Annotated in this window: 17 protein-coding genes; 10 read left to right on the plus strand and 7 right to left on the minus strand. The window is 42.3% G+C overall.

Annotated elements, in window-relative coordinates:
* Positions 1-2: 2 nt before the first annotated feature.
* Together AC04MN_RS15225 and AC04MN_RS15230 are read right to left on the minus strand one after the other, a co-directional pair.
* On the minus strand, positions 3-635 hold the full coding sequence (locus tag AC04MN_RS15225) for a hypothetical protein (protein WP_475384068.1): 633 nt from the start codon (positions 633-635) through the stop codon (positions 3-5).
* Positions 636-719: 84 nt separating this feature from the next.
* The gene (locus AC04MN_RS15230) at positions 720-1,418 is read right to left on the minus strand and encodes a hypothetical protein (protein WP_475384069.1); all 699 of its coding nucleotides are present in this window, start codon (positions 1,416-1,418) and stop codon (positions 720-722) included.
* Positions 1,419-1,554: 136 nt separating this feature from the next.
* On the opposite strand from AC04MN_RS15230, the gene AC04MN_RS15235 reads away from it, so the two are divergent.
* The 3 genes from AC04MN_RS15235 (at position 1,555) to AC04MN_RS15245 (ending at position 5,398) form a co-directional block, all read left to right on the plus strand.
* Positions 1,555-3,231 carry a lytic transglycosylase domain-containing protein gene (locus AC04MN_RS15235; RefSeq protein ID WP_475384070.1) on the plus strand — a complete coding sequence of 559 codons (1,677 nt, stop codon included), beginning with the start codon at positions 1,555-1,557 and terminating at the stop codon, positions 3,229-3,231.
* Between the two features lie 36 nt (positions 3,232-3,267).
* Positions 3,268-4,164, plus strand: a complete 897-nt coding sequence (locus tag AC04MN_RS15240; protein WP_475384071.1) for a 3'-5' exonuclease — start codon at positions 3,268-3,270, stop codon at positions 4,162-4,164.
* Between the two features lie 64 nt (positions 4,165-4,228).
* The gene (locus AC04MN_RS15245; protein WP_475384072.1) at positions 4,229-5,398 is read left to right on the plus strand and encodes a hypothetical protein; all 1,170 of its coding nucleotides are present in this window, start codon (positions 4,229-4,231) and stop codon (positions 5,396-5,398) included.
* 32 nt (positions 5,399-5,430) lie between these two features.
* On the opposite strand, the gene AC04MN_RS15250 is transcribed toward AC04MN_RS15245, so the two are convergent.
* Positions 5,431-7,047: a fumarate hydratase gene (locus tag AC04MN_RS15250; protein WP_475384073.1), complete on the minus strand. Its 1,617-nt coding sequence runs from the start codon at positions 7,045-7,047 to the stop codon at positions 5,431-5,433.
* A gap of 145 nt (positions 7,048-7,192) precedes the next feature.
* Between AC04MN_RS15250 and AC04MN_RS15255 the strand changes: the two genes are divergently transcribed.
* The 3 genes from AC04MN_RS15255 to AC04MN_RS15265 all read left to right on the plus strand — a co-directional run bounded on the left by AC04MN_RS15255 (position 7,193) and on the right by AC04MN_RS15265 (position 11,498).
* Positions 7,193-8,830, plus strand: a complete 1,638-nt coding sequence (locus AC04MN_RS15255) for an ABC-F family ATP-binding cassette domain-containing protein (protein WP_475384074.1) — start codon at positions 7,193-7,195, stop codon at positions 8,828-8,830.
* A 797-nt stretch (positions 8,831-9,627) separates the two neighbouring features.
* Positions 9,628-10,248: a TetR/AcrR family transcriptional regulator gene (locus AC04MN_RS15260; protein WP_475384075.1), complete on the plus strand. Its 621-nt coding sequence runs from the start codon at positions 9,628-9,630 to the stop codon at positions 10,246-10,248.
* A gap of 56 nt (positions 10,249-10,304) precedes the next feature.
* Entirely contained in the window at positions 10,305-11,498 is a 1,194-nt protein-coding gene (locus tag AC04MN_RS15265) for a chloride channel protein (RefSeq protein WP_475384076.1), read from the plus strand.
* 21 nt (positions 11,499-11,519) lie between these two features.
* On the opposite strand, the gene AC04MN_RS15270 is transcribed toward AC04MN_RS15265, so the two are convergent.
* Genes AC04MN_RS15270 through AC04MN_RS15280 form a run of 3 tightly spaced genes read right to left on the minus strand, consistent with a single transcriptional unit; the run spans position 11,520 to position 13,140 of the window.
* Positions 11,520-11,999, minus strand: a complete 480-nt coding sequence (locus tag AC04MN_RS15270; protein ID WP_475384077.1) for a DUF4442 domain-containing protein — start codon at positions 11,997-11,999, stop codon at positions 11,520-11,522.
* The gene (locus tag AC04MN_RS15275) at positions 12,000-12,296 is read right to left on the minus strand and encodes a DUF1634 domain-containing protein (RefSeq protein ID WP_475384078.1); all 297 of its coding nucleotides are present in this window, start codon (positions 12,294-12,296) and stop codon (positions 12,000-12,002) included.
* A complete protein-coding gene (locus AC04MN_RS15280; RefSeq protein WP_475384079.1) occupies positions 12,289-13,140 on the minus strand; it encodes a sulfite exporter TauE/SafE family protein in 852 nt (283 codons plus the stop codon). The genes AC04MN_RS15275 and AC04MN_RS15280 overlap by 8 nt, the downstream gene beginning before the upstream one ends.
* A 98-nt stretch (positions 13,141-13,238) precedes the next feature.
* On the opposite strand from AC04MN_RS15280, the gene AC04MN_RS15285 reads away from it, so the two are divergent.
* The gene (locus AC04MN_RS15285; protein ID WP_475384080.1) at positions 13,239-14,453 is read left to right on the plus strand and encodes an MFS transporter; all 1,215 of its coding nucleotides are present in this window, start codon (positions 13,239-13,241) and stop codon (positions 14,451-14,453) included.
* A 29-nt stretch (positions 14,454-14,482) separates the two neighbouring features.
* On the opposite strand, the gene AC04MN_RS15290 is transcribed toward AC04MN_RS15285, so the two are convergent.
* A complete protein-coding gene (locus tag AC04MN_RS15290) occupies positions 14,483-14,932 on the minus strand; it encodes an OsmC family protein (RefSeq protein WP_475384081.1) in 450 nt (149 codons plus the stop codon).
* A gap of 123 nt (positions 14,933-15,055) precedes the next feature.
* Here AC04MN_RS15290 and AC04MN_RS15295 point away from each other — a divergent pair, with 123 nt between their 5' ends.
* The 3 genes from AC04MN_RS15295 to AC04MN_RS15305 all read left to right on the plus strand — a co-directional run bounded on the left by AC04MN_RS15295 (position 15,056) and on the right by AC04MN_RS15305 (position 18,150).
* Positions 15,056-16,642, plus strand: coding sequence for an Rnase Y domain-containing protein (locus AC04MN_RS15295; protein WP_475384082.1), 1,587 nt, complete (start codon positions 15,056-15,058; stop codon positions 16,640-16,642).
* Between the two features lie 177 nt (positions 16,643-16,819).
* Positions 16,820-17,260: a response regulator gene (locus AC04MN_RS15300; RefSeq protein WP_475384083.1), complete on the plus strand. Its 441-nt coding sequence runs from the start codon at positions 16,820-16,822 to the stop codon at positions 17,258-17,260.
* Between the two features lie 62 nt (positions 17,261-17,322).
* Positions 17,323-18,150, plus strand: coding sequence for an alkaline phosphatase family protein (locus tag AC04MN_RS15305; RefSeq protein WP_475384084.1), 828 nt, complete (start codon positions 17,323-17,325; stop codon positions 18,148-18,150).
* Positions 18,151-18,178: the final 28 nt, after the last annotated feature.

Genomic DNA, 18,178 nt, shown 5'->3' on the forward strand with positions numbered 1-18,178 from the left:
ACTTACTTTGAAGGTTGAACGCAAAGACCTTTTTTCTGACAGCGAACTAAGTACTGCTGAAGCTCGTCTAATTGACTAAGACGAAGCGGCAGCTCGTATTGAAATCCCCATTTTTTTCCGCCCACTTGCGAGACAAAAATATATTCAGGTGATGCCTCAAAGCGAGTAAACTCATAATTTAAAGCTAACTGACCACCGCGAAAAAACAAATTCCGACCTTGGCTTTGCAGGTTCCAAAGAAAGCGATCCCTCTGAAATTTAGCTTTATCCATACCCATATCTAGACTCTTCCAGCACTTTACCTCACCAAGAAGGACCACTTGATTGTCTATTTTTTTTGTAACGACTAAATCCAGCTCTCCTAAAACTCCCGTAGAGTCTCCATATTCAACCCCAGAATCAACATTGAACTCGGATTCAGGATACTGTTGCATAAAGTGAAGTCGAGTCAGTTGTTCGCACACGGTACCGTCTACTTTATAATTCACAGGCTGATTGCGTAAAAACTGGAAGTACACTTGAAGATCTTCAGAAAGTTCAGGAAGGCTTTTTGCTTGAGCAAAGGAGCCGATATTTAAAATAATGAGGGAAAAGGAAAACAGAAAAAAGCGAACCGCGACTGCTCTTGCTTTCATTAAAGACTCCTAATTTTTTTTATCCGAGTTCCAAGGCTGTACACCTGAAAAGATGAACTTTCAAAGATTTTCTTAATGTTCGAATTATTTTAAAAATCGAGGAATTTCAGGGACGTCCTGACAGATAATGGGTACACCCTTATTTTGAATAAGCCATGCTTCCTGATCAATTTGATAAGCTAATATCAAAAGCTCGGCCTGATCCTTAATGAATTTTTTGCTTACCCAGGTCGGATCACTCAAGTTTTTTTGCTGAGACAATTGCTGATAATAAGGTACCAATCCCGCCGCTCGTCGCACCGATTCTAAAAAATGTCTTGTTAAACAATAAGCTCTTTTTTCCGACTCCAATGATAACACCTGAAGATGCGCCCACTCTTCTAGGGCTACAAACTTCTCTTGGTTCACAAATGTTTTGATTGTTTGCACAATACTACTTGGGCGTAAGGTTATTGAACTTAAGGGGCTTCGGTCTAATGAGCGAGCTTTAAAAGCTGGGGTTTCTGACATTTCAACGACGTCAGCACACAAAAGTGGTACTCCCGCCCGTCGCCAGTGCCCTGCAACGAAGTCGCCCAATCGAGCCCCCCAAAGTAATTCATTTTCCATCTTTATTAATTTATTGGAAATTGATTTTGAAGCGCCATCAGTCAATAAAGCATAGGCTGCCTTTCGACGAGTGTTGATCTCGATGGCTTCAGTTAAGTGCCTAGTTAAACAGGTCGCTCCGGCCTGTACGACCTGAACACAGAGTAGAAAGAATAGAATAACGGCTGTTTTCATTGCGCTAAGATAAGCGATAAAAGTAAAAATACCGAAAGAATTTCCTAAGCTTAGAAAAAAGAAGCTGTTCTGTCTAAATTTAAGACAGAACAGCTTTATCCACTAGGCAGGCCCGGAAACTGCACCGCAAATCCATATGGAAACGAAGCAGACACCCAAAAAAGTGAAATTTATTTCAAAAATTCTTCAACCCCAATTAAATGGGGCTTTAGGCCGTTATCAACCCCTGGCTTTGGCCTTTCTACTTTTAGGGATTTTGGTTCTAGGTGCCCAAATTTGGCAAACCCAGAAAAATAGTCAAAATCAATGGGAACAGGAAAAACTTTATTTTGAATCGTTAGCCAAAGAAATGAGTGAAACATTTAAGAAAGAAGGCTTCTTCGGGGCCCGCTACAAGGCCTGCCATATTCAAAAAAACCAACTTCTATGCGAGGTCTTTTATCCTACCAAAGATGAAAAACCAAAGTCTGATTTTTCGATTAAAAATGCTCTCAAAAATATTTTAAAATCAGAGTCCTGGGATTCATTTACTGCACCCTCACAATCAACAGCAATCAAATTAATCGGCAGCCTTTCGACGAAACAACGACAGCAACTAGAAAAGATGTACCTAGGATCTCCTCGATGCTTGCCTCCGATGATTTCTGCGGCGCTGGCATATAAAATTGAAGAGTCTTTCCCTCAAAAAGAGGCCGTTGCTAGAAGCCTAGATATCTACAAAAAAACCTACGCTTGCCAAAAAGGAATGAAGCCTCAATATGCTTCGGATCTTGGTATGTACCGCTTAGGTTTACTTTCGAAATGGTTGGGCGATTTAGAAACCTCTAATAAAGCTCTGAATGAACTTATCTTAACTTCAGATAACAACCTATTACTTGGAAGAGCTAAATATTGGGTTAATCAAAACAAACTGGCAGCGGACCAGCGAGTTAGCCATCGTTCTAAGGTTCATAACCTTATCGACCATCCCCTTTCCTATCACGCAATAAACGACTTCCAAGGCGAAGACGAAAACACTCCTTATGAGATAATAAGCGAAACTGAACAGCAAGAGTCTTCATCGCGAACTGCGAACTCAAAATTGCAAGCATCGGCTCATCTTTACAATGCGTTTAAACAAACGAACGAACTTGCTTTAGCAAAAAGAACCTTAGAGTTTATCGACATCGATGCTCTAAAAAATGCAGAACCTGAATTTCAGTTGTTTATTGCGCAAGAACTTCAAAATTTTGAAGAACTTAAGCATGAAAAATTTAAAGTTTTATCCAACCTATTTCAAAACAACCCTAAATTCAAAACGACTCAAAATCTTAAGCTGTATTATCCATTAGATTTTGCAAATATCATTGTGCAAAACACGGCCGAAGAAGATCCTTATTTAGTTTTTGCCCTCATCCGCCAAGAAAGCTCTTTCAATCCCAAAACGGAAAGTCCCGTTGGCGCTCGCGGTCTTATGCAGCTAATGCCCAATACAGCTAAAGAGCTGCGTCGCCATATCCAGCCCGAACAACTATTTGATCCGGCACGAAACGTTCAATTAGGTTCTGAATACCTTCACGCCCTTATTCGAGAGTTCGATGGTGACGTGATGAAAGCTCTCGCATCATACAATGCGGGGGCGGGTAATGTTCGAAAATGGAGTCGCCGCTATCCCATCGAGGACTCGTTGCTTTTTGCCGATCTTATCCCATTTGAAGAAACGCGAGAGTACGTTGCCAATATCCTGAGAAATCGTTATTGGTACGCGAAACTCTATCCGCAAAAGAATTTGGATGGAGCTATTGCACAAAGCCAAAGCCCTATCGAACCCTGATCTTGACATCCATCAGGAGTCACCGTTTTATAGCTTATGGCATTTAGATGGATTGGCAAATCAACAGACGGCAATACGGTAACCCTCAACAAACTCGAAAGTGGTCAAGTTCTTTTGGCCCCTTATTCCTCGACTTCTTGGATCGAACAAAACGCTGATATCGTGCGACGGGGATTGGTTTTAGACGTCGAGACCACGGGTTTAAACCACTCCGAAGACACAATCATTGAAATTGCAATTCGCAGTTTTTTGTTTAATAAGCAAAATGGTGACGTCTTAAAAATTGAAGAAGCCTATACAAGTTTTCAAGATCCAGGTCGCCCCATCAAACCAGAAATATCTGAACTAACCGGCATCACCGACGAGATGGTCAAAAACCAAAGTATCGATTGGGAAAAAATCGGAGCCTTATTTGAGTCAGCGCATATTATTATCGCGCATAATGCTCGTTTTGATCGTCCCTTTATCGATCAACGATGTAAAATCAGCCAAGATAAAATATGGGGCTGCAGTCTAAAGCAAATCAATTGGAGCGCTAAAGGATTTTTCAGTTCAAAGCTCGAACTTTTAAATATTTATCATGGCTTTTTCGTCGATGCCCATCGAGCCCTGAACGACGTAGATGCTTTGCTATATCTTTTAAGTTTGAACTCTTCAGAATTCAGCAACGAAAGCTATCTCAATGAACTTTTGCAAAATGCCCGCAGAAATACCACTCAGATCATTGCCACAGGAACTCGCTTTGAAACAAAAGATCTTTTAAAGGCGCGTGGCTACAATTGGGATAATACAAATAAGTTTTGGCATCGTTTTGTTTACAAGGAAGAAGCCAAAGCAGAAATACTATGGTTAGAAGAAAATATATACCATGGTCCTTTTGCTGGATTCACTCGTGAGATTCCCCTGCAAGATCAATTTAAGGCTGGCTCTTAACAAACAAGACCTTGTCTTCGAGCATGATCCAGGTATCATCAAATTACTTAAGCAAGGAGCGCTTATGAAGTTAAAAATATTCATCGCCGCAGGAATTATTATGTTAAGCGCCTGTGGTCACCAAAAATCATCAGATCAAGAAATCAATACTGCCGTCAAAGCCCATCCCGATTCTTGGCAGGGAAAAATGTCAATCCTTGGCGAAAAACTTAGCACCCTGGTTCCCTACCTCTCGGATTCTAAAAAGTTTAGCGCTTCAGAAAATGATCAAATTATCAAAGCCCAGCTTAAAGAAATAGCAAATGTTTCACGCCAACTTAACTCGGATTCTGAAATGATGAAAATGGATCCAAGTATGAGACTTATCAATGCACAATTCGAAGACGAAATTGTTCGTGGGTTAAACACGTTCGAACTCGGATTAAAAGACTATGCCCGCTTCACTTTAAAAAACAGCACTTCTTACTGTATCCAATGCCACACTCGCACAAACTTAGGCCCTGCATTTTCTGGAAAAAAATTATCTGAGTCTCTTGGAAAGATGTCGCCACTTGAGCGCGGCGAATTTTTAACAGCGATTAGAAATTTTGATGATGCGATGAAAGAGTTCGAATCGATATTAAGCTCTTCACCAGACAAGACGTCATTTAATTTATGGGAACGAGCCACTCGAAATTCTTTAGCTATTGCAGTGAAATACAAACAAGATCCAGACATGGCGCTTTCTATCGTCAATAAGATTCAAAAGTCGTCTAGTGCGCCAAAGTACTTGAACGACTATGCTAAATTCTGGAATGAATCCTTAATGCAATGGAAAAACGAGAAAAACACAAAAGCAGATACTTTAAAATCACGTCTATCATTGGCAAAAAAACTAATCGCTAAAGGACAGAAGAAACAAGATCTGAATCGCCATGCTGGCGACATCGAATTCCTTCGTGCCAGCGCCCTACTGCATCGCTCGATCGGAGAATCCGAAAAAGCCAACCAAAAAGCTGAGATCTATTGGTTACTGGGCCAAGCCTACGATTCTTTAACAGATTTAGATTTTTGGCAGATGACTGATGCTTTCTATCAAAAGTGTATTGATGCCGCTCCTCATACTGCCCAAGCTAGAAAATGCTACAAAGAGTACGAGGATCAAGTCACAATGGGTTACACGGGAACAGCAGGTACTGATATTCCCGCAGAACTGCAAAAATCTTTAAAGGAATACAAAGATAAAGCAAAATAAAAAAAAGCCCACTTTAGAAGTGGGCTTTTTTTTTACAACTTTCTGATCATGGTTTTAAAGAAGTCATTTCCTTTATCATCAACGATAATAAAGGCCGGGAAATCTTTTACTTCGATCTTCCACACAGCCTCCATCCCCAACTCTTTAAAGTCTAAAACTTCCACTTTGGTGATGCACTCTTTACCAAGTCGCGCTGCCGGTCCACCAATACTGCCCAAGTAAAATCCACCATATTTCTGACAAGACTCCGTCACTGCCGGCTGGCGGTTTCCCTTTCCAAGCATCACCATCGATGCCCCTAGGGCCTGGAATGTTGAAACGTAGGGATCCATACGTTCTGAAGTTGTCGGACCAAAAGAACCTGAAGCGTAACCTGCCGGAGTCTTAGCAGGACCTGCATAATAAACAGCATACTCTTTAAAATAATCTGGAACGCCTTTTCCTTGATCAACCAATTCTTTCAGTTTTGCATGCGCAATATCTCGGGCTACAATCATAGGACCATTTAGCATAACCTGTGTCGCAACTTTAAGACCGGATAGAACTTTTAAAGTTTCAGCCATCGGTTTATTCAAATCAATAGAGACCACCTGAGCCGATGGATCCTTATGATCAGCCGGCAAGAATCGGGCTGGATCCGTCTCGAGTTGTTCAATAAATAGACCGTCTTTGGTAATCTTAGCTTTGATATTTCTATCAGCAGAACAACTCACACCAATCCCGACGGGACAGCTCGCCCCGTGTCGAGGCAAACGAATGACCCTCACGTCGTGAACAAAATATTTTCCACCAAACTGTGCACCGATCTTCGTTTCTCGAGCCCATTGTTCAACTTTTTTCTCCATATCCAAATCGCGGAAGGCCCGGCCTTCTGCAGAACCCGATGTTGGAAGCCCATCCAAGTAGCCTGCTGAGGCATATTTAACGATCTTCAGATTCTCTTCCGCAGAGGTCCCACCTACAACCAGGGCCAAGTGATAAGGAGGACAAGCCGCTGTTCCCAAAGACATCAAAGTTTCTTTCACAAATTTCTCGAAAGATTCAGGATTTAAAACCGCCTTCGTCTTTTGATGAAGATAAGATTTATTAGCGCTGCCACCACCTTTTGCTAAAAACAAAAAGTGATACTCATCCCCTTGATCGGCATAAATATCAATTTGCGCTGGTAAGTTTGTTCCCGTATTTTTTTCCTCAAAAAAACTAAGCGGGGCCATTTGAGAAAAACGTAAATTCTTTTTTAGATAGGTATTAAAAATTCCTTTTGATAGAAGCTCCTTATCGTCACAACCGGTAAAGACATTTTCTCCTTTTTTACCGATCGCAATCGCCGTACCGGTATCTTGACACGACGGAAACTCCATCTGAGCCGCGATCACGGCATTTCGAATAAGATCTAAAGCTACGAAACGATCGTTTGCCGAAGCTTCTGGATCCTTCAAAATTTTTGCAAGCATTTCCATATGAGACGTTCTAAGCAAATGAGACACATCTACAAATGCAGCTTCTGCAAGCACCTCTAAAGCCTCTGGAGCAACGACTAAAACATCTCGATTTCCCAGTTTTTCAACTTTCACGTAATCCGAAGAAATTTTTTTATACTGAGTACTGTCTTTTTGCTTTTCATACATTGGAGCGTATTTAAACGACATGTTGGCATCCTTTGGCTTATTAAAATAGACCGATGAAACAGAGTGAATAAGCATAAAAATAACCCATTCACCTCTTCTGGGGAATTTCTTTGATTTACGCAGCGCCCTCATTGCCAGCCTGCGCCGAGCCTGTTAAGGTGCAGCCATGATTCACATTTCAGGCATATCAAAGCAATACGGAAACAAAATTCTTTATAAAAACGGCTCTTTCCAAATTAATCCCGGAGAGAAAATTGGACTTGTCGGACCCAACGGCGCAGGTAAATCGACCATCTTCAAAGTGATTATGGGCGAAGAAGGCGTCGATTCTGGAGCCGTTTCCAAATCAGACCGTCTTGTCGTTGGCTATTTCCACCAAAATATCGAAGATATGAGGGGACGCAGCGCCTTGGAGGAGGTCAAAGCCGCACATCCAGAGTTGCCTAGATTACAGGCAGCCCTAAAGACAATGGAACATCAACTTGAGGATTCTGCAATAAACCCGATAGATGATGACGCCATGACAAGCCTCCTTGAAAAATATGGAGAGGCTCAAGCAGAATTTGAACGTTTGGGTGGCTATGATATTGAATCTCGGGCTGCGGAAATTTTAACGGGCTTGGGTATCGGGCCTGATGACTACCATCGCCCCACCGAAAGTTTTTCTGGTGGATGGAAAATGCGTATTGCTTTGGCTAAAATTCTGGCTCTGAATCCAGATGTTTTACTAATGGACGAGCCGACAAACCATTTGGATCTTGAAAGTATTATTTGGCTTGAAGAGTGGCTCAATAACTATCCGGGCTCTATCCTTATGACGTCCCACGATCGGGACTTCATGAACCGATTGGTCAGCAAAATCGTCGAAATTGCCAATAAGACCATCACCGTTTACGGAGGCAACTACGATTTCTACGAAAAAGAGCGTAACATTCGTCGCGAGCAACTGATTGCTCAAGCCAAGCGACAAGAAGACATGCTAGCCAAAGAAGAAGAGTTCATTGCTCGCTTCGCAGCCCGCGCCTCTCACGCGGCTCAGGTCCAATCGCGGGTTAAAAAATTAGAAAAAATTGATCGCATCGAGATTCCAGCAGAGGAGGAGTCGATCAAGTTTGAATGGCCAGAACCCCCTCGCGGTGGAGACGAAGTCGTCAAAATTGAAAACCTGGGTAAAGTCTACGCCAAAGATGATGGCACTCAAAAGCGAGTTTTCTCTGGGGCAAACGCACTTGTGAAACGATTAGATCGCGTTGCCGTCGTCGGAGTGAATGGCGCTGGTAAATCGACTCTTTTAAAAATTATTGCAGGCCGCACCGATGCAACAGAAGGCAAAGCCACAGTAGGTGCTTCCATCAAACTAGCTTACTTCAGCCAGAACTCTCTGGATGTTTTAAATCCTAACAACACCGTCCTTGATGAAGTTCACAGTCACATCCCGAATATGGGATTAGGCTTTGTCAGAACTCTTCTAGGAGCCTTTAAGTTTTCAGGAGAGGAAGCCGATAAAAAAATCAGTATTCTTTCTGGCGGCGAAAAGAGTCGTGTCGTTTTAGCCTGCATGCTTGCCGAGGGCCCGAATTTTCTGGTTCTGGACGAACCTACCAACCATTTGGACATCACCTCCCGTGAAGTCCTTCTTCAGGCCATCAAAGACTTCCCAGGAACCGTCATGATCGTATCGCACGATCGCTTTTTCCTCCGAGAAATAACAACAAAAGTCTTCGAAATCGACAAACACGAGATGAATGTCATTGAAGGAAATTGGGATTACTATTTAACCAAAAGAAAAGCCGGAGCTCATTAATTTAAATTCCTAATAAAATCAGAAGGGTTTGTGTTCGCGCACAAACCCTTTGTTGTTTTTATAGGTGGGATTTTTGAAGTGTTTTTTATGGAAGCAGCGATCGCTGCGGTTTTGTTGAGGGAGGGACTTATCGTTAAGTTTCCATGGATCAACAAAGGGTCTGTTTAGAGAGTCTTTAGAGTTTCACTCTGTAGAGTTAGCTCTATTGAGCCCTCTCTTCTTGAAAACCAACATATCGCCCTGGACCCATAAGAACAATTTAATTAAATTTAGATTTTCCATAAGTTTTTCTTATGCATGGATATTTATGCGATTTTTCAAGGACTTAGAGGACCAAAGAACCGATATAAAAAACGTGAGCGATATATTTGTGCGATGTGAAAAAAACACAATTTACTCAAATCAGAGTTTATCACCAGAACCGGTTGTCTCTTTTTAACAATAAACCACCCTACAATTCTGTAATAATAAAAAGCGAGCCTTTTTGCTTAAATTTAAGTCAAAAACGAGAAAATACTCGTTTTTTGAAATTGAACTCTATTTTATCAGCAATAATAAATATTTAATATTTTATAATAATTTCAATATATTAATAACAATGCTAAATTATGAATTTTATTAACATTGAAAAATCAAGCCCCTATTTCATTAATGTAATAAGGTAGCTAAATAGTCTACCTTGGTTCCGTATAATGATACTTCACATGGAGGTCTTTTAAAAAAGGACTAATTATGGAAATATGAGTCTATCAATAATCAGCCTTATTTAAATGTGAGGCTAAACGGAAGGAACATTTATGCAAACTCTCTCATTTGTGCCGACTTCGCCAAAGAAATATATGTTAAAAATTCCGGTACAACGCCGCTCTCGCGAGACTGTTTCTAGCATCGTAGAATCTTGCGCTCGCCTTCTTGTGCAGGAGCCCTATCACAACATAACAACAGATAAGATCGCCGAGATGGCAGGCGTTTCTATTGGTTCTTTATATCAATTCTTTTCGAATCGTGAGGCCATCGTTGCTGCGGTCGTGGATGATCTATTAGAACGAGATATTTTGTTTATGAAAGAAGGTTTCAAAAACCTACCACAAGATTTCGATTCGCGAATTCGTGCGATCTTAGATCTTGGCGTATCAAGATTCCACACTGAACGCGAACTACGAACGGCGCTTCAAAATGTACAAGGTCTTTTGGATTACTGGGAAACACGCAGAGTCTTCTTCGAGCATTATCAAAAACTGATCATGGAGCACGTGCCGGATATTCCAGGTCGTGACCGAAATATGATGTCCTTAATTATCGTGAGTACATTCAATAATGCTCTTCAATTAAGCCTGCTTCAAAGTCAGTCACAGGAAAATGAAGAAAAATTGAAATCGGAAATTCACTTAATGTTGACTCGCTACATGAAAGCCTAATAAGTTTTACTTGATGCCAGTCCCTCACAGGGACTAGCATCATTTCAGTGAGACTTTTGAAGTATTTTTTATTTTGGATACCTTTTGTTTTGGCCGTTTCGGTTGGGGCCGCATCCAGTTCATACTTATTTCTGTCTATTTTAAAAATTACGTCAAAGTTCTTTTTTGAAACCCCAGCACTTGTCTGGGGTTTACCTTTCTTAGCTCTTCTAACGAAATTCGTATATAAAAACTACGGTGGCAGATCCAACCTCGGATCAAGCTTAGTCTATGAAGAGCTTCACCGTCAAAAAGGCGAATTCATTCCATTCCGATCCAGTATCTTAGTCTTTTGCTTCAGTCTTTTAAGTCATTTATTCGGAGCCTCTGTTGGTCGCGAAGGGGTCGCCGTGCAAATTAGTACAGCTCTGGCTGACCAATTAAGACGATTTTTTAGGTTCACTACAGAACAGCGCCGAATTCTACTGATGATGGGAATAGCAGGCGGCTTTGCAGCCATCTTTGGAACTCCTTGGGCCGGACTTATCTTTGCTCTAGAAACACCTCGCTCGGAGCGCCCAATTATTAAGTCCTTGCTCCCTTGCCTGACCACTTCATTCCTTGCACATCACATGACTCTATCGTTTGGAATCGAACATGGCTTCCTTAGCGCCGGCCCCCTCCCCAATTCGGCAACTCTGACCATATTAAAAGCGGGCTTACTGGGAATACTTTGTGCGCTCGCCGCTAGACTCTACTGCATCTGCCTTCAAACACTAAATCGGTTCTCTGAAGCGACAAAATACAGCTATAGCACAAGCTTCATTTTATCCGGAATCGTCACGGTATTGAGCCTCGCCTTAAAGACAGATCTTTTTAACGGGTTGGGCTTACAAATCATACAAAACAGTTTTCTAGAAGCTCAAGAAATTAGCGTTGTGCTTGGAAAAGCCCTATTCACTCTACTTAGCACAGCGGCTGGCCTCAAAGGTGGTGAAGTCACGCCACTGTTTGCCATCGGCAGCGCCCTGGGAAGCTGGAGTTCAATATATTTAAATTTTGGAACCGAGCTTGCTGCCGCCATTGGCTTTGTCGCATTATTTGCAGGCTGTGTCCATGCTCCTTGGGCCTGTGCGATTTTAGGTGCAGAGCTTTTTGGACCTTCATTTTTTATTTATTTTCTAGCGGCATGCCTAATCAGTCATCGTCTTTCGGGAAACCAGAGCATTTACAAAGCTCAGCAAATAAAAAACAAAGGGTGGCTTCGTTAAACCACCCTCTAGCTTTTTAAATTATGCTTTTTTCGATCTGTTTTTCATCGATAAGGTTAACTCATATTCTAAAATTGGCTCTCCTGTTTTGTTACCAGGAACATAAGCGTAGCCTTTTAATTTTTTCTCTAATCTCTCTTCCGACAACGCTGTCTGATCCACAAGCTTTAAAACCTCTTCGATCTCTTCACACACGAAATAGACTTCACCGTCAGCGCGTTTTAAAAACTTGCAATCAAAATCTTTAAATATAAAATCAATTTTCTTTTTTTTCTCGGAAATTGCAAAAACAGCTGCTGCCGCAATGGACAACTCGGCCCCCACAGCCAAAGCACCGAAGTACATCGAACCTACGTGGTTCTTGGTCCGATAACCCAACGGAATCGAAACAACACATTTCTTGCCGTCAAAAGTCTTAATTTTGGGTGCAACAAAGGCTAACAACGGAATTTTAAATAAACCATAAAATCGCATCAATAAGGTATATTTCCATGTACTCATCTAGTGCGTCCCCCATCCCATTGAAAAGCTAAAACTCAGTAAAAATAATACGGTAGTTGCAATAACAAACATAGTGAATTCTTTTTCATACAAAAAAACAAGTGCCGTCGTTAAAACTCTTAAGACAGGCAAACAGACTAATAACCAGAGACCCCAATGACCCAATTCCTGAGCCGCTGGATAACCCAATACAAGCATTAACATGGACACAAAAAGCAAGAATCCAGATCCAATCACACCGTAGCGTAAAAGAGTCGCAATTCTTAATTCTACACCTTCTAAGTTTGACTTAGCCATGCCACCCCTTCCACATCATCTGAAGTCCCAAAAACACCAAAACATATACAAATAATTTTCGAATTAAACTTGCAGGCATACGAATCATTAATTTCGCCCCCAAAAAGGATCCAATTAAAATTCCTAAGGCCATTGGAACAGCTATACGCAAATCGATTTTTCCTTCCAACATGAAAGCTCCAGCTGATGCCGCAGCCGTCACCCCTATCATAAAATTGGAAGTAGCCGAAGAGACCTTGATCGGTAACTTCATCATCCCATCCATAACCAAAACCTTTAAACTTCCGCTGCCAATACCTAACAATGCAGATAGGACTCCAGCACCATACATTCCTAAAACCCCAAAAGGAACTTTTTCAACAAAGTAGGGCTTCACAATGCCATCACCATCTTTAAACTCTCCGTTGAGCTTCAATTTGGTCGCCCATGGATGAGGATTCTGCCCGACTGATTCATTTAATTGATTCTTTTTTTTCGCCATCATGTAGGCAGACCAAATTAAAAAAAACGCAAATAAATAAAACAACGAAGAGGCCTTCATAATTTTATGAAGCAGGACTCCTGTGATGGCCCCGAGCACTGTACCCACCTCTAACAAAACCGCCAAACGCAAATTGGTTAGCCGATCTCGAAGATAAGAGGCCGCCGCTCCCGAGGAGGTTGCGACAATTGAAACCAAACTTGCTGCGATGGCTACTTGAATGTCGACGCCAAAAACAAGGGTTAAGAAGGGCACCATAATAATCCCCCCGCCAAGCCCCAAAATGGCCCCCAAGATACCTGCAATCACAGCAACCGGAAGCAATAGAAAAGAAAAATGAGGATTCATTACGAGCATATTCATATTTCTCACGCTACTCCTGGCAGCAAGCGAAATCAATATTGGACTTGCATTTGACAATAAGCTTCACTTTTCGTCGAACTCTATGGAATACTCGTCCTATGTTTTCAAAAAAAGAAAAATTCCTCTTGTTTATCCTTGCAGCTATTCAATTCGTTCACATCGTAGATTTCATGATCTTGATGCCACTGGGACCGCAATTGATGCGCATATTTAGCATCAGCCCCCAGGAGTTCGGACTTTTGGTTTCAAGTTACACATTCTCTGCCGGCATTTCTGGATTTGCGGCCTCTTTTTACATCGATCGCTTTGATCGGAAAAAAGCGCTTCTTCTTTTCTTTCTGGGTTTTTCAGTTGGAACTTTAGCGTGTGCCCTCGCCCCTACCTATTCGATTCTTTTGATGACTCGTTCATTAACAGGAATTTTTGGGGGAGTCCTGAGCTCCTTAGTGATGTCTATCGTTTCGGATGCAATTTCCTACGAACGCCGCGGAACTGCTATGGGAATAGTTATGGCCTCTTTTTCTGCTTCCTCTGTTTTAGGAGTGCCATTTTCACTATGGCTTGCGAGCCACTTCAATTGGCACGCTCCATTTTTATTCTTGGGTGCGGCCTCTTTACTGTTAAGTGCTTTCGCCATCTGGGCCATTCCCTCGATGCGCGACCACTTGGAGCACAACTCAAGCCTTAAAGATCCCTTCTCAACTCTGCGTGGAATCTTCACTAACAACAACCAGGCTCTAGCTTTAATATTTATGAGCATGCTGGTTTTTGGACACTTCAGTATTATTCCTTTTTACAGCCCATCTATGGTCACCAACGCTGGACTCCTGGAAAGCCAGCTACCGCTAATTTATCTGGTTGGAGGTGCTTGTTCTATCGTTACTTCGCCATTGATTGGGAAGTTATCAGACCGGTTTGGAAAACATAGGATCTTTCTTATTGCGGGAATTATTTCGCTATTACCCGTCTTTTTAGTCACCCATCTGGGCGTCACACCGCTGTGGATGATTTTAGCACTCACTGCCTTCTTTTTCATGATCATCGGCGGACGCATGATTCCAGCGAACACGATGGTATCGTCAGTGGTACCCCCGCAAAGCCGAGGCAGCTTTATGTCCTTGGTAAGTTCGGTCACTCAGCTTTCATCTGCCGCCGCAAGTTTTTTTGCCGGGCAAATAGTTGTAAAAGGCAGCGATGGCCAAATTCTTCACTATGAAAAAGTGGGTTACCTTGCGATCGTCTTCACTATTTTCGCGCTTTATCTTTCAAAATATTTAAAGACACCCGAGTCCCTGGACTCGAGCCACCGCTAAGTTTTTTATTTAGATCTTTGAATGTTTTTTTAAAATTGAGCGGCAGCTTCGTCCACCAATTGACCGTTTACAAATACTTTATACACAATGGGCGATGCCTTGGAAATCATCGCGCTCACGCCGCAATACTTCGTCATAGATTTTTTTACGGCGTCAGCCACTTTATCAGAAGCTAGTCCCTCGCCGACAATGTAATATTCAACTTCGACCTTATCAAAAATCGATGGATAGCCCTCGGTGGTATTCGTTTTTGTTTCGATACGTAACGAGCTAAAATTTTGTCTCATTTTTTTTAACAAGCTAACGATATCCATGCCGGAACATCCTGCAATACCCGCCAACAATATCTCTTTGGGAGTGGGGCCAGAATCTTGACCACCATGCTCGGATTTCGCATCAAGTTTAAACTGATGACCTCGAATATCGTTCTGAAATGTCATTCCCTGAACCCACTCTGTTTTACATTGCATCGCACCCATAACGCCTCCCATTAGGAACCCTATTATGCGACTGGAAACTGATTTTGCCAATGACCATCCGTTCAATGCTTGTAGAATCTAAAAAAGCATCGGTATAATGTAAGATGTTAGGAGCACTACATCATGATCATGATCATCGGAGCAGGCATTGCAAGCCTTGTCGCTGGCCTAGGATTGGGCTGGGGCCTGCGCATATATAAAAATAAATCTTTAATCCGTCGCGCCCAAGACGAAGCGGAAGATATTTTAAACGAAGTCAAAGAAGCGCTTGAAATTCGTAAACTGGAAGAAGCTGAAAGAACTCAGGAGATCGAGCTTGAGCTCTGGACAAAAATTGAAAACGATATGCTTAAACTTGAAGAGCGCATTGAAGAGCTTCAAGAAATTGCGGACGAAAAAAAATCCAAAGCCGACAGCGTCATTCAGGAAGAAAAAAAGAAACTTCAAAGTTTTGAGTCAGATATTAAGACTCAAGAAGCTGCGGTCAAGAACGAAGAAATACGTATCAAACAAAAGCGCGAGCAATTAAATCTTTTAAACAAAGAATTTATTGAAAAACTGACGCAAAAAACCCAGACAACAAAAGAAGAAATCAAACTTCAAATCATCAAGAGCCTCGAGGAAGAAGCGCAGCGTTTTTCATCTAAGGCCGCGCAAAACTTGGAAGAAGAAGTCAAAGAGCATGCAGAAATTAAGGCAAAACGAATTTTAGCCCTGGCAATTGACCGCTTTGCTCGTCCCTACTGCCCAGAACGCGGAATAGGTGCCGTTCACTTTCCAGACGCGAACGCAAGAAAGGTCCTTTTGGATCCCGAAGGTCTGAATATTAAAACAATCCAAGAAGTTTGTGGTTGCGATATCGTTGTTGAAAATGAAAATGATATGATCGGAGTCGCGGGTTATGATCCAGTCCGTCGCGAACTAACACGACGGGTTCTTGAGCGACTATTGAAAGAAAAGAAGCCAGTGCAACCCGATTTCATTCGCAAGATCGCCGAGAATCAACGTAAAGAACTTTTTAATAATATTAAGCGTGATGGCGATAATATCGCTAAAGAATTAAAACTTGAACATCTACACCCAGAAATTCGACAAATGATGGGTTCCCTTCGTTATCGATATTCGTTCACTCAGAACCAATACTTTCACTGTGGTGAAGTGGGTTGGCTTTCCGGACTTCTGGCTGCCGAAATCGGGGTCGAAGTTAAAAAAGCACGAAGAATTGGAATGCTTCACGATATTGGTAAATCGATGGACCATGCGATGGACGGCGGGCATGCCGTCATTGGCGCAGACTTTATTCAAGCTCGCAACGAAGCACCCGACGTTGTTCACGCCGTTCGTGCCCATCACTATGACGAACAACCCGCCACCGATCATGCATTTATTGTGATTGCTGCCGATGCGATCTCTGGTGCTCGCCCTGGCGCTAGACGGTCGACCATGGAGACCTACAACCAAAAAGTTTCTGAGCTTCAAGAAATTGCACGCAGCTTCGAGGGCGTAACAGATTGCTTTGTCCTTAGTGGGGGCCGCGAGTGCCGCGTGCTTGTGAATAGCAAAAAGGTTAATGACTTAAAGGCCCTTGAACTTGCTAAAAAAATTGCAAAACGCATCGAAGAAGAATGCAACTACCCAGGGCAAATCAAAGTGGTCGTCGTCCGCGAAACCATCGTAGCGGAAGGAACTCGCAAAGAGCAGCATGCGTAAACTAAAAGGTGCAGCATGCGTAGGCTAAAAGGCGCAGCATGCGTAGTTTTATAAGACGTCCCTAAAAAACAAATTGTCTTATTTTGAGCCCCCACCCTTAAAGGTCTTTAAGAGTGGGGGTTTTTCTTTCAGCTAATTCGAAAATGCAAAACAATGGACATATAACTAGGAGTCAAAATGCAGAACTCGGATTCTTCGGCTGCCGCTAAATCTCTCCCCGTAAGCCCCTTAAAAGTCCTATTGGTCGACGACTGCCTAGAGTCCATTCGATTAATGTCGCACATTTTAGACCAGTACAAATGTGATATCACCATGGCTTTCGACGGTGAAGACAGCATTCCATTACTGGTCAAAGAAGACTTCGACCTGATCATCTTAGACTGGCAAATGCCCCTAATGACCGGCAAAGAAATGCTGCTAATGATGGACCGCTTATTGAATGAACATCGTATTTCTAAAAATAAAGCCTCAACCCCCGTCGTCATTTATTCTGCCCACGATGAGTCCGAGCTTGAGGTTCCAAAATGCAGGCATTTCCACTACTTAGGGTTTATAAATAAACAAAAAGTTTACTCTACAATGATGCGCGATTTTAATTATATCATTCGTACGCTTTGATCTTTTTTCTATTCGCCTGTTTTTTATTTGTCTTTCCCTATTCGTAGGCGCATAGAAAAGGCATGAAAACACTTAGCCTCTTCTTCTTGCTTTTTTTCTCGGTAACAACTTTTGCTAGCAGTGACCGCCGGGTCGTCGTTATCGTTCTTGAAAATACCGATTACAATCACGCCCTTCAAGAGCCTGCCTTTAAAGCCCTAGCCAACCAAGGGGCAACCTTCACCCAGTTTTCCGCTATTGCCACCGTCTCTCAGCCAAATTACATCGCGCTGACCGCCGGGGACACCTACGGCATCACAACAAATAAGCCTTTCGATTTAAATGTATCTCATATTGGAGACCTTCTTGAAGAGCGCGGTATGGATTGGCGAGCTTTCGGAGACGACTACCCAGGCGACGGCAAGGCCGGCGATTGCTTCACACAGCGCCAGTATGGTCGCTATGTTCGCAAGCACTTCCCGTTTATCTCGTTCAGAAACGTTTCCTTAAACCCTTCTCGCTGCGCTAAACTTGTCAACGCCACTCAATTTGATAAATATATCAGCGACGGCCGTCTGCCAGCATTTTCTTTATACACTCCGAATATGGATAACGATGGGCATGATACAGGCGTTAAATTTGCTGCCCAGTGGATTTCAAAAAGGCTTTTCCCGTTGATGAACACTGATGAGGGCAAAAAGATCACTTGGATCTTCACCTTCGACGAAAGTATCGGTCGTGATTATCATATTCTCACTTTAGTGGTGGGCCCTAGAATCGCCCCGGGAAGTTTGATTAAAGAAAAGTATAATCACTACTCGCTACTTCGAAGCTTCGAGGAAATGTGGGATCTTGGAAGTCTTCAAAAAAATGATAGTAAAGCCACGGCGATCCCCGAACTATTGAAATAAAATATTAGAATAAAAAAAGGCAGCCAAA

The organism is Bdellovibrio sp. ZFWA1 (assembly GCF_056175665.1).

Bases quoted from the DNA above. Each gene is read 5' to 3' on its own strand.
- AC04MN_RS15240 (WP_475384071.1), top strand. From the start codon at position 3,268: ATGGCATTTAGATGGATTGGCAAATCAACAGACGGCAATACGGTAACC.
- AC04MN_RS15235 (WP_475384070.1), top strand. From the start codon at position 1,555: ATGGAAACGAAGCAGACACCCAAAAAAGTGAAATTTATTTCAAAAATT.
- AC04MN_RS15230 (WP_475384069.1), bottom strand. From the start codon at position 1,418: ATGAAAACAGCCGTTATTCTATTCTTTCTACTCTGTGTTCAGGTCGTA.
- AC04MN_RS15275 (WP_475384078.1), bottom strand. From the start codon at position 12,296: ATGGCTAAGTCAAACTTAGAAGGTGTAGAATTAAGAATTGCGACTCTT.
- AC04MN_RS15290 (WP_475384081.1), bottom strand. From the start codon at position 14,932: ATGGGTGCGATGCAATGTAAAACAGAGTGGGTTCAGGGAATGACATTT.
- AC04MN_RS15300 (WP_475384083.1), top strand. From the start codon at position 16,820: ATGCAGAACTCGGATTCTTCGGCTGCCGCTAAATCTCTCCCCGTAAGC.
- AC04MN_RS15280 (WP_475384079.1), bottom strand. From the start codon at position 13,140: ATGAATATGCTCGTAATGAATCCTCATTTTTCTTTTCTATTGCTTCCG.
- AC04MN_RS15260 (WP_475384075.1), top strand. From the start codon at position 9,628: ATGCAAACTCTCTCATTTGTGCCGACTTCGCCAAAGAAATATATGTTA.
- AC04MN_RS15250 (WP_475384073.1), bottom strand. From the start codon at position 7,047: ATGTCGTTTAAATACGCTCCAATGTATGAAAAGCAAAAAGACAGTACT.
- AC04MN_RS15270 (WP_475384077.1), bottom strand. From the start codon at position 11,999: ATGAGTACATGGAAATATACCTTATTGATGCGATTTTATGGTTTATTT.
- AC04MN_RS15305 (WP_475384084.1), top strand. From the start codon at position 17,323: ATGAAAACACTTAGCCTCTTCTTCTTGCTTTTTTTCTCGGTAACAACT.
- AC04MN_RS15245 (WP_475384072.1), top strand. From the start codon at position 4,229: ATGAAGTTAAAAATATTCATCGCCGCAGGAATTATTATGTTAAGCGCC.
- AC04MN_RS15225 (WP_475384068.1), bottom strand. From the start codon at position 635: ATGAAAGCAAGAGCAGTCGCGGTTCGCTTTTTTCTGTTTTCCTTTTCC.
- AC04MN_RS15295 (WP_475384082.1), top strand. From the start codon at position 15,056: ATGATCATGATCATCGGAGCAGGCATTGCAAGCCTTGTCGCTGGCCTA.
- AC04MN_RS15255 (WP_475384074.1), top strand. From the start codon at position 7,193: ATGATTCACATTTCAGGCATATCAAAGCAATACGGAAACAAAATTCTT.
- AC04MN_RS15285 (WP_475384080.1), top strand. From the start codon at position 13,239: ATGTTTTCAAAAAAAGAAAAATTCCTCTTGTTTATCCTTGCAGCTATT.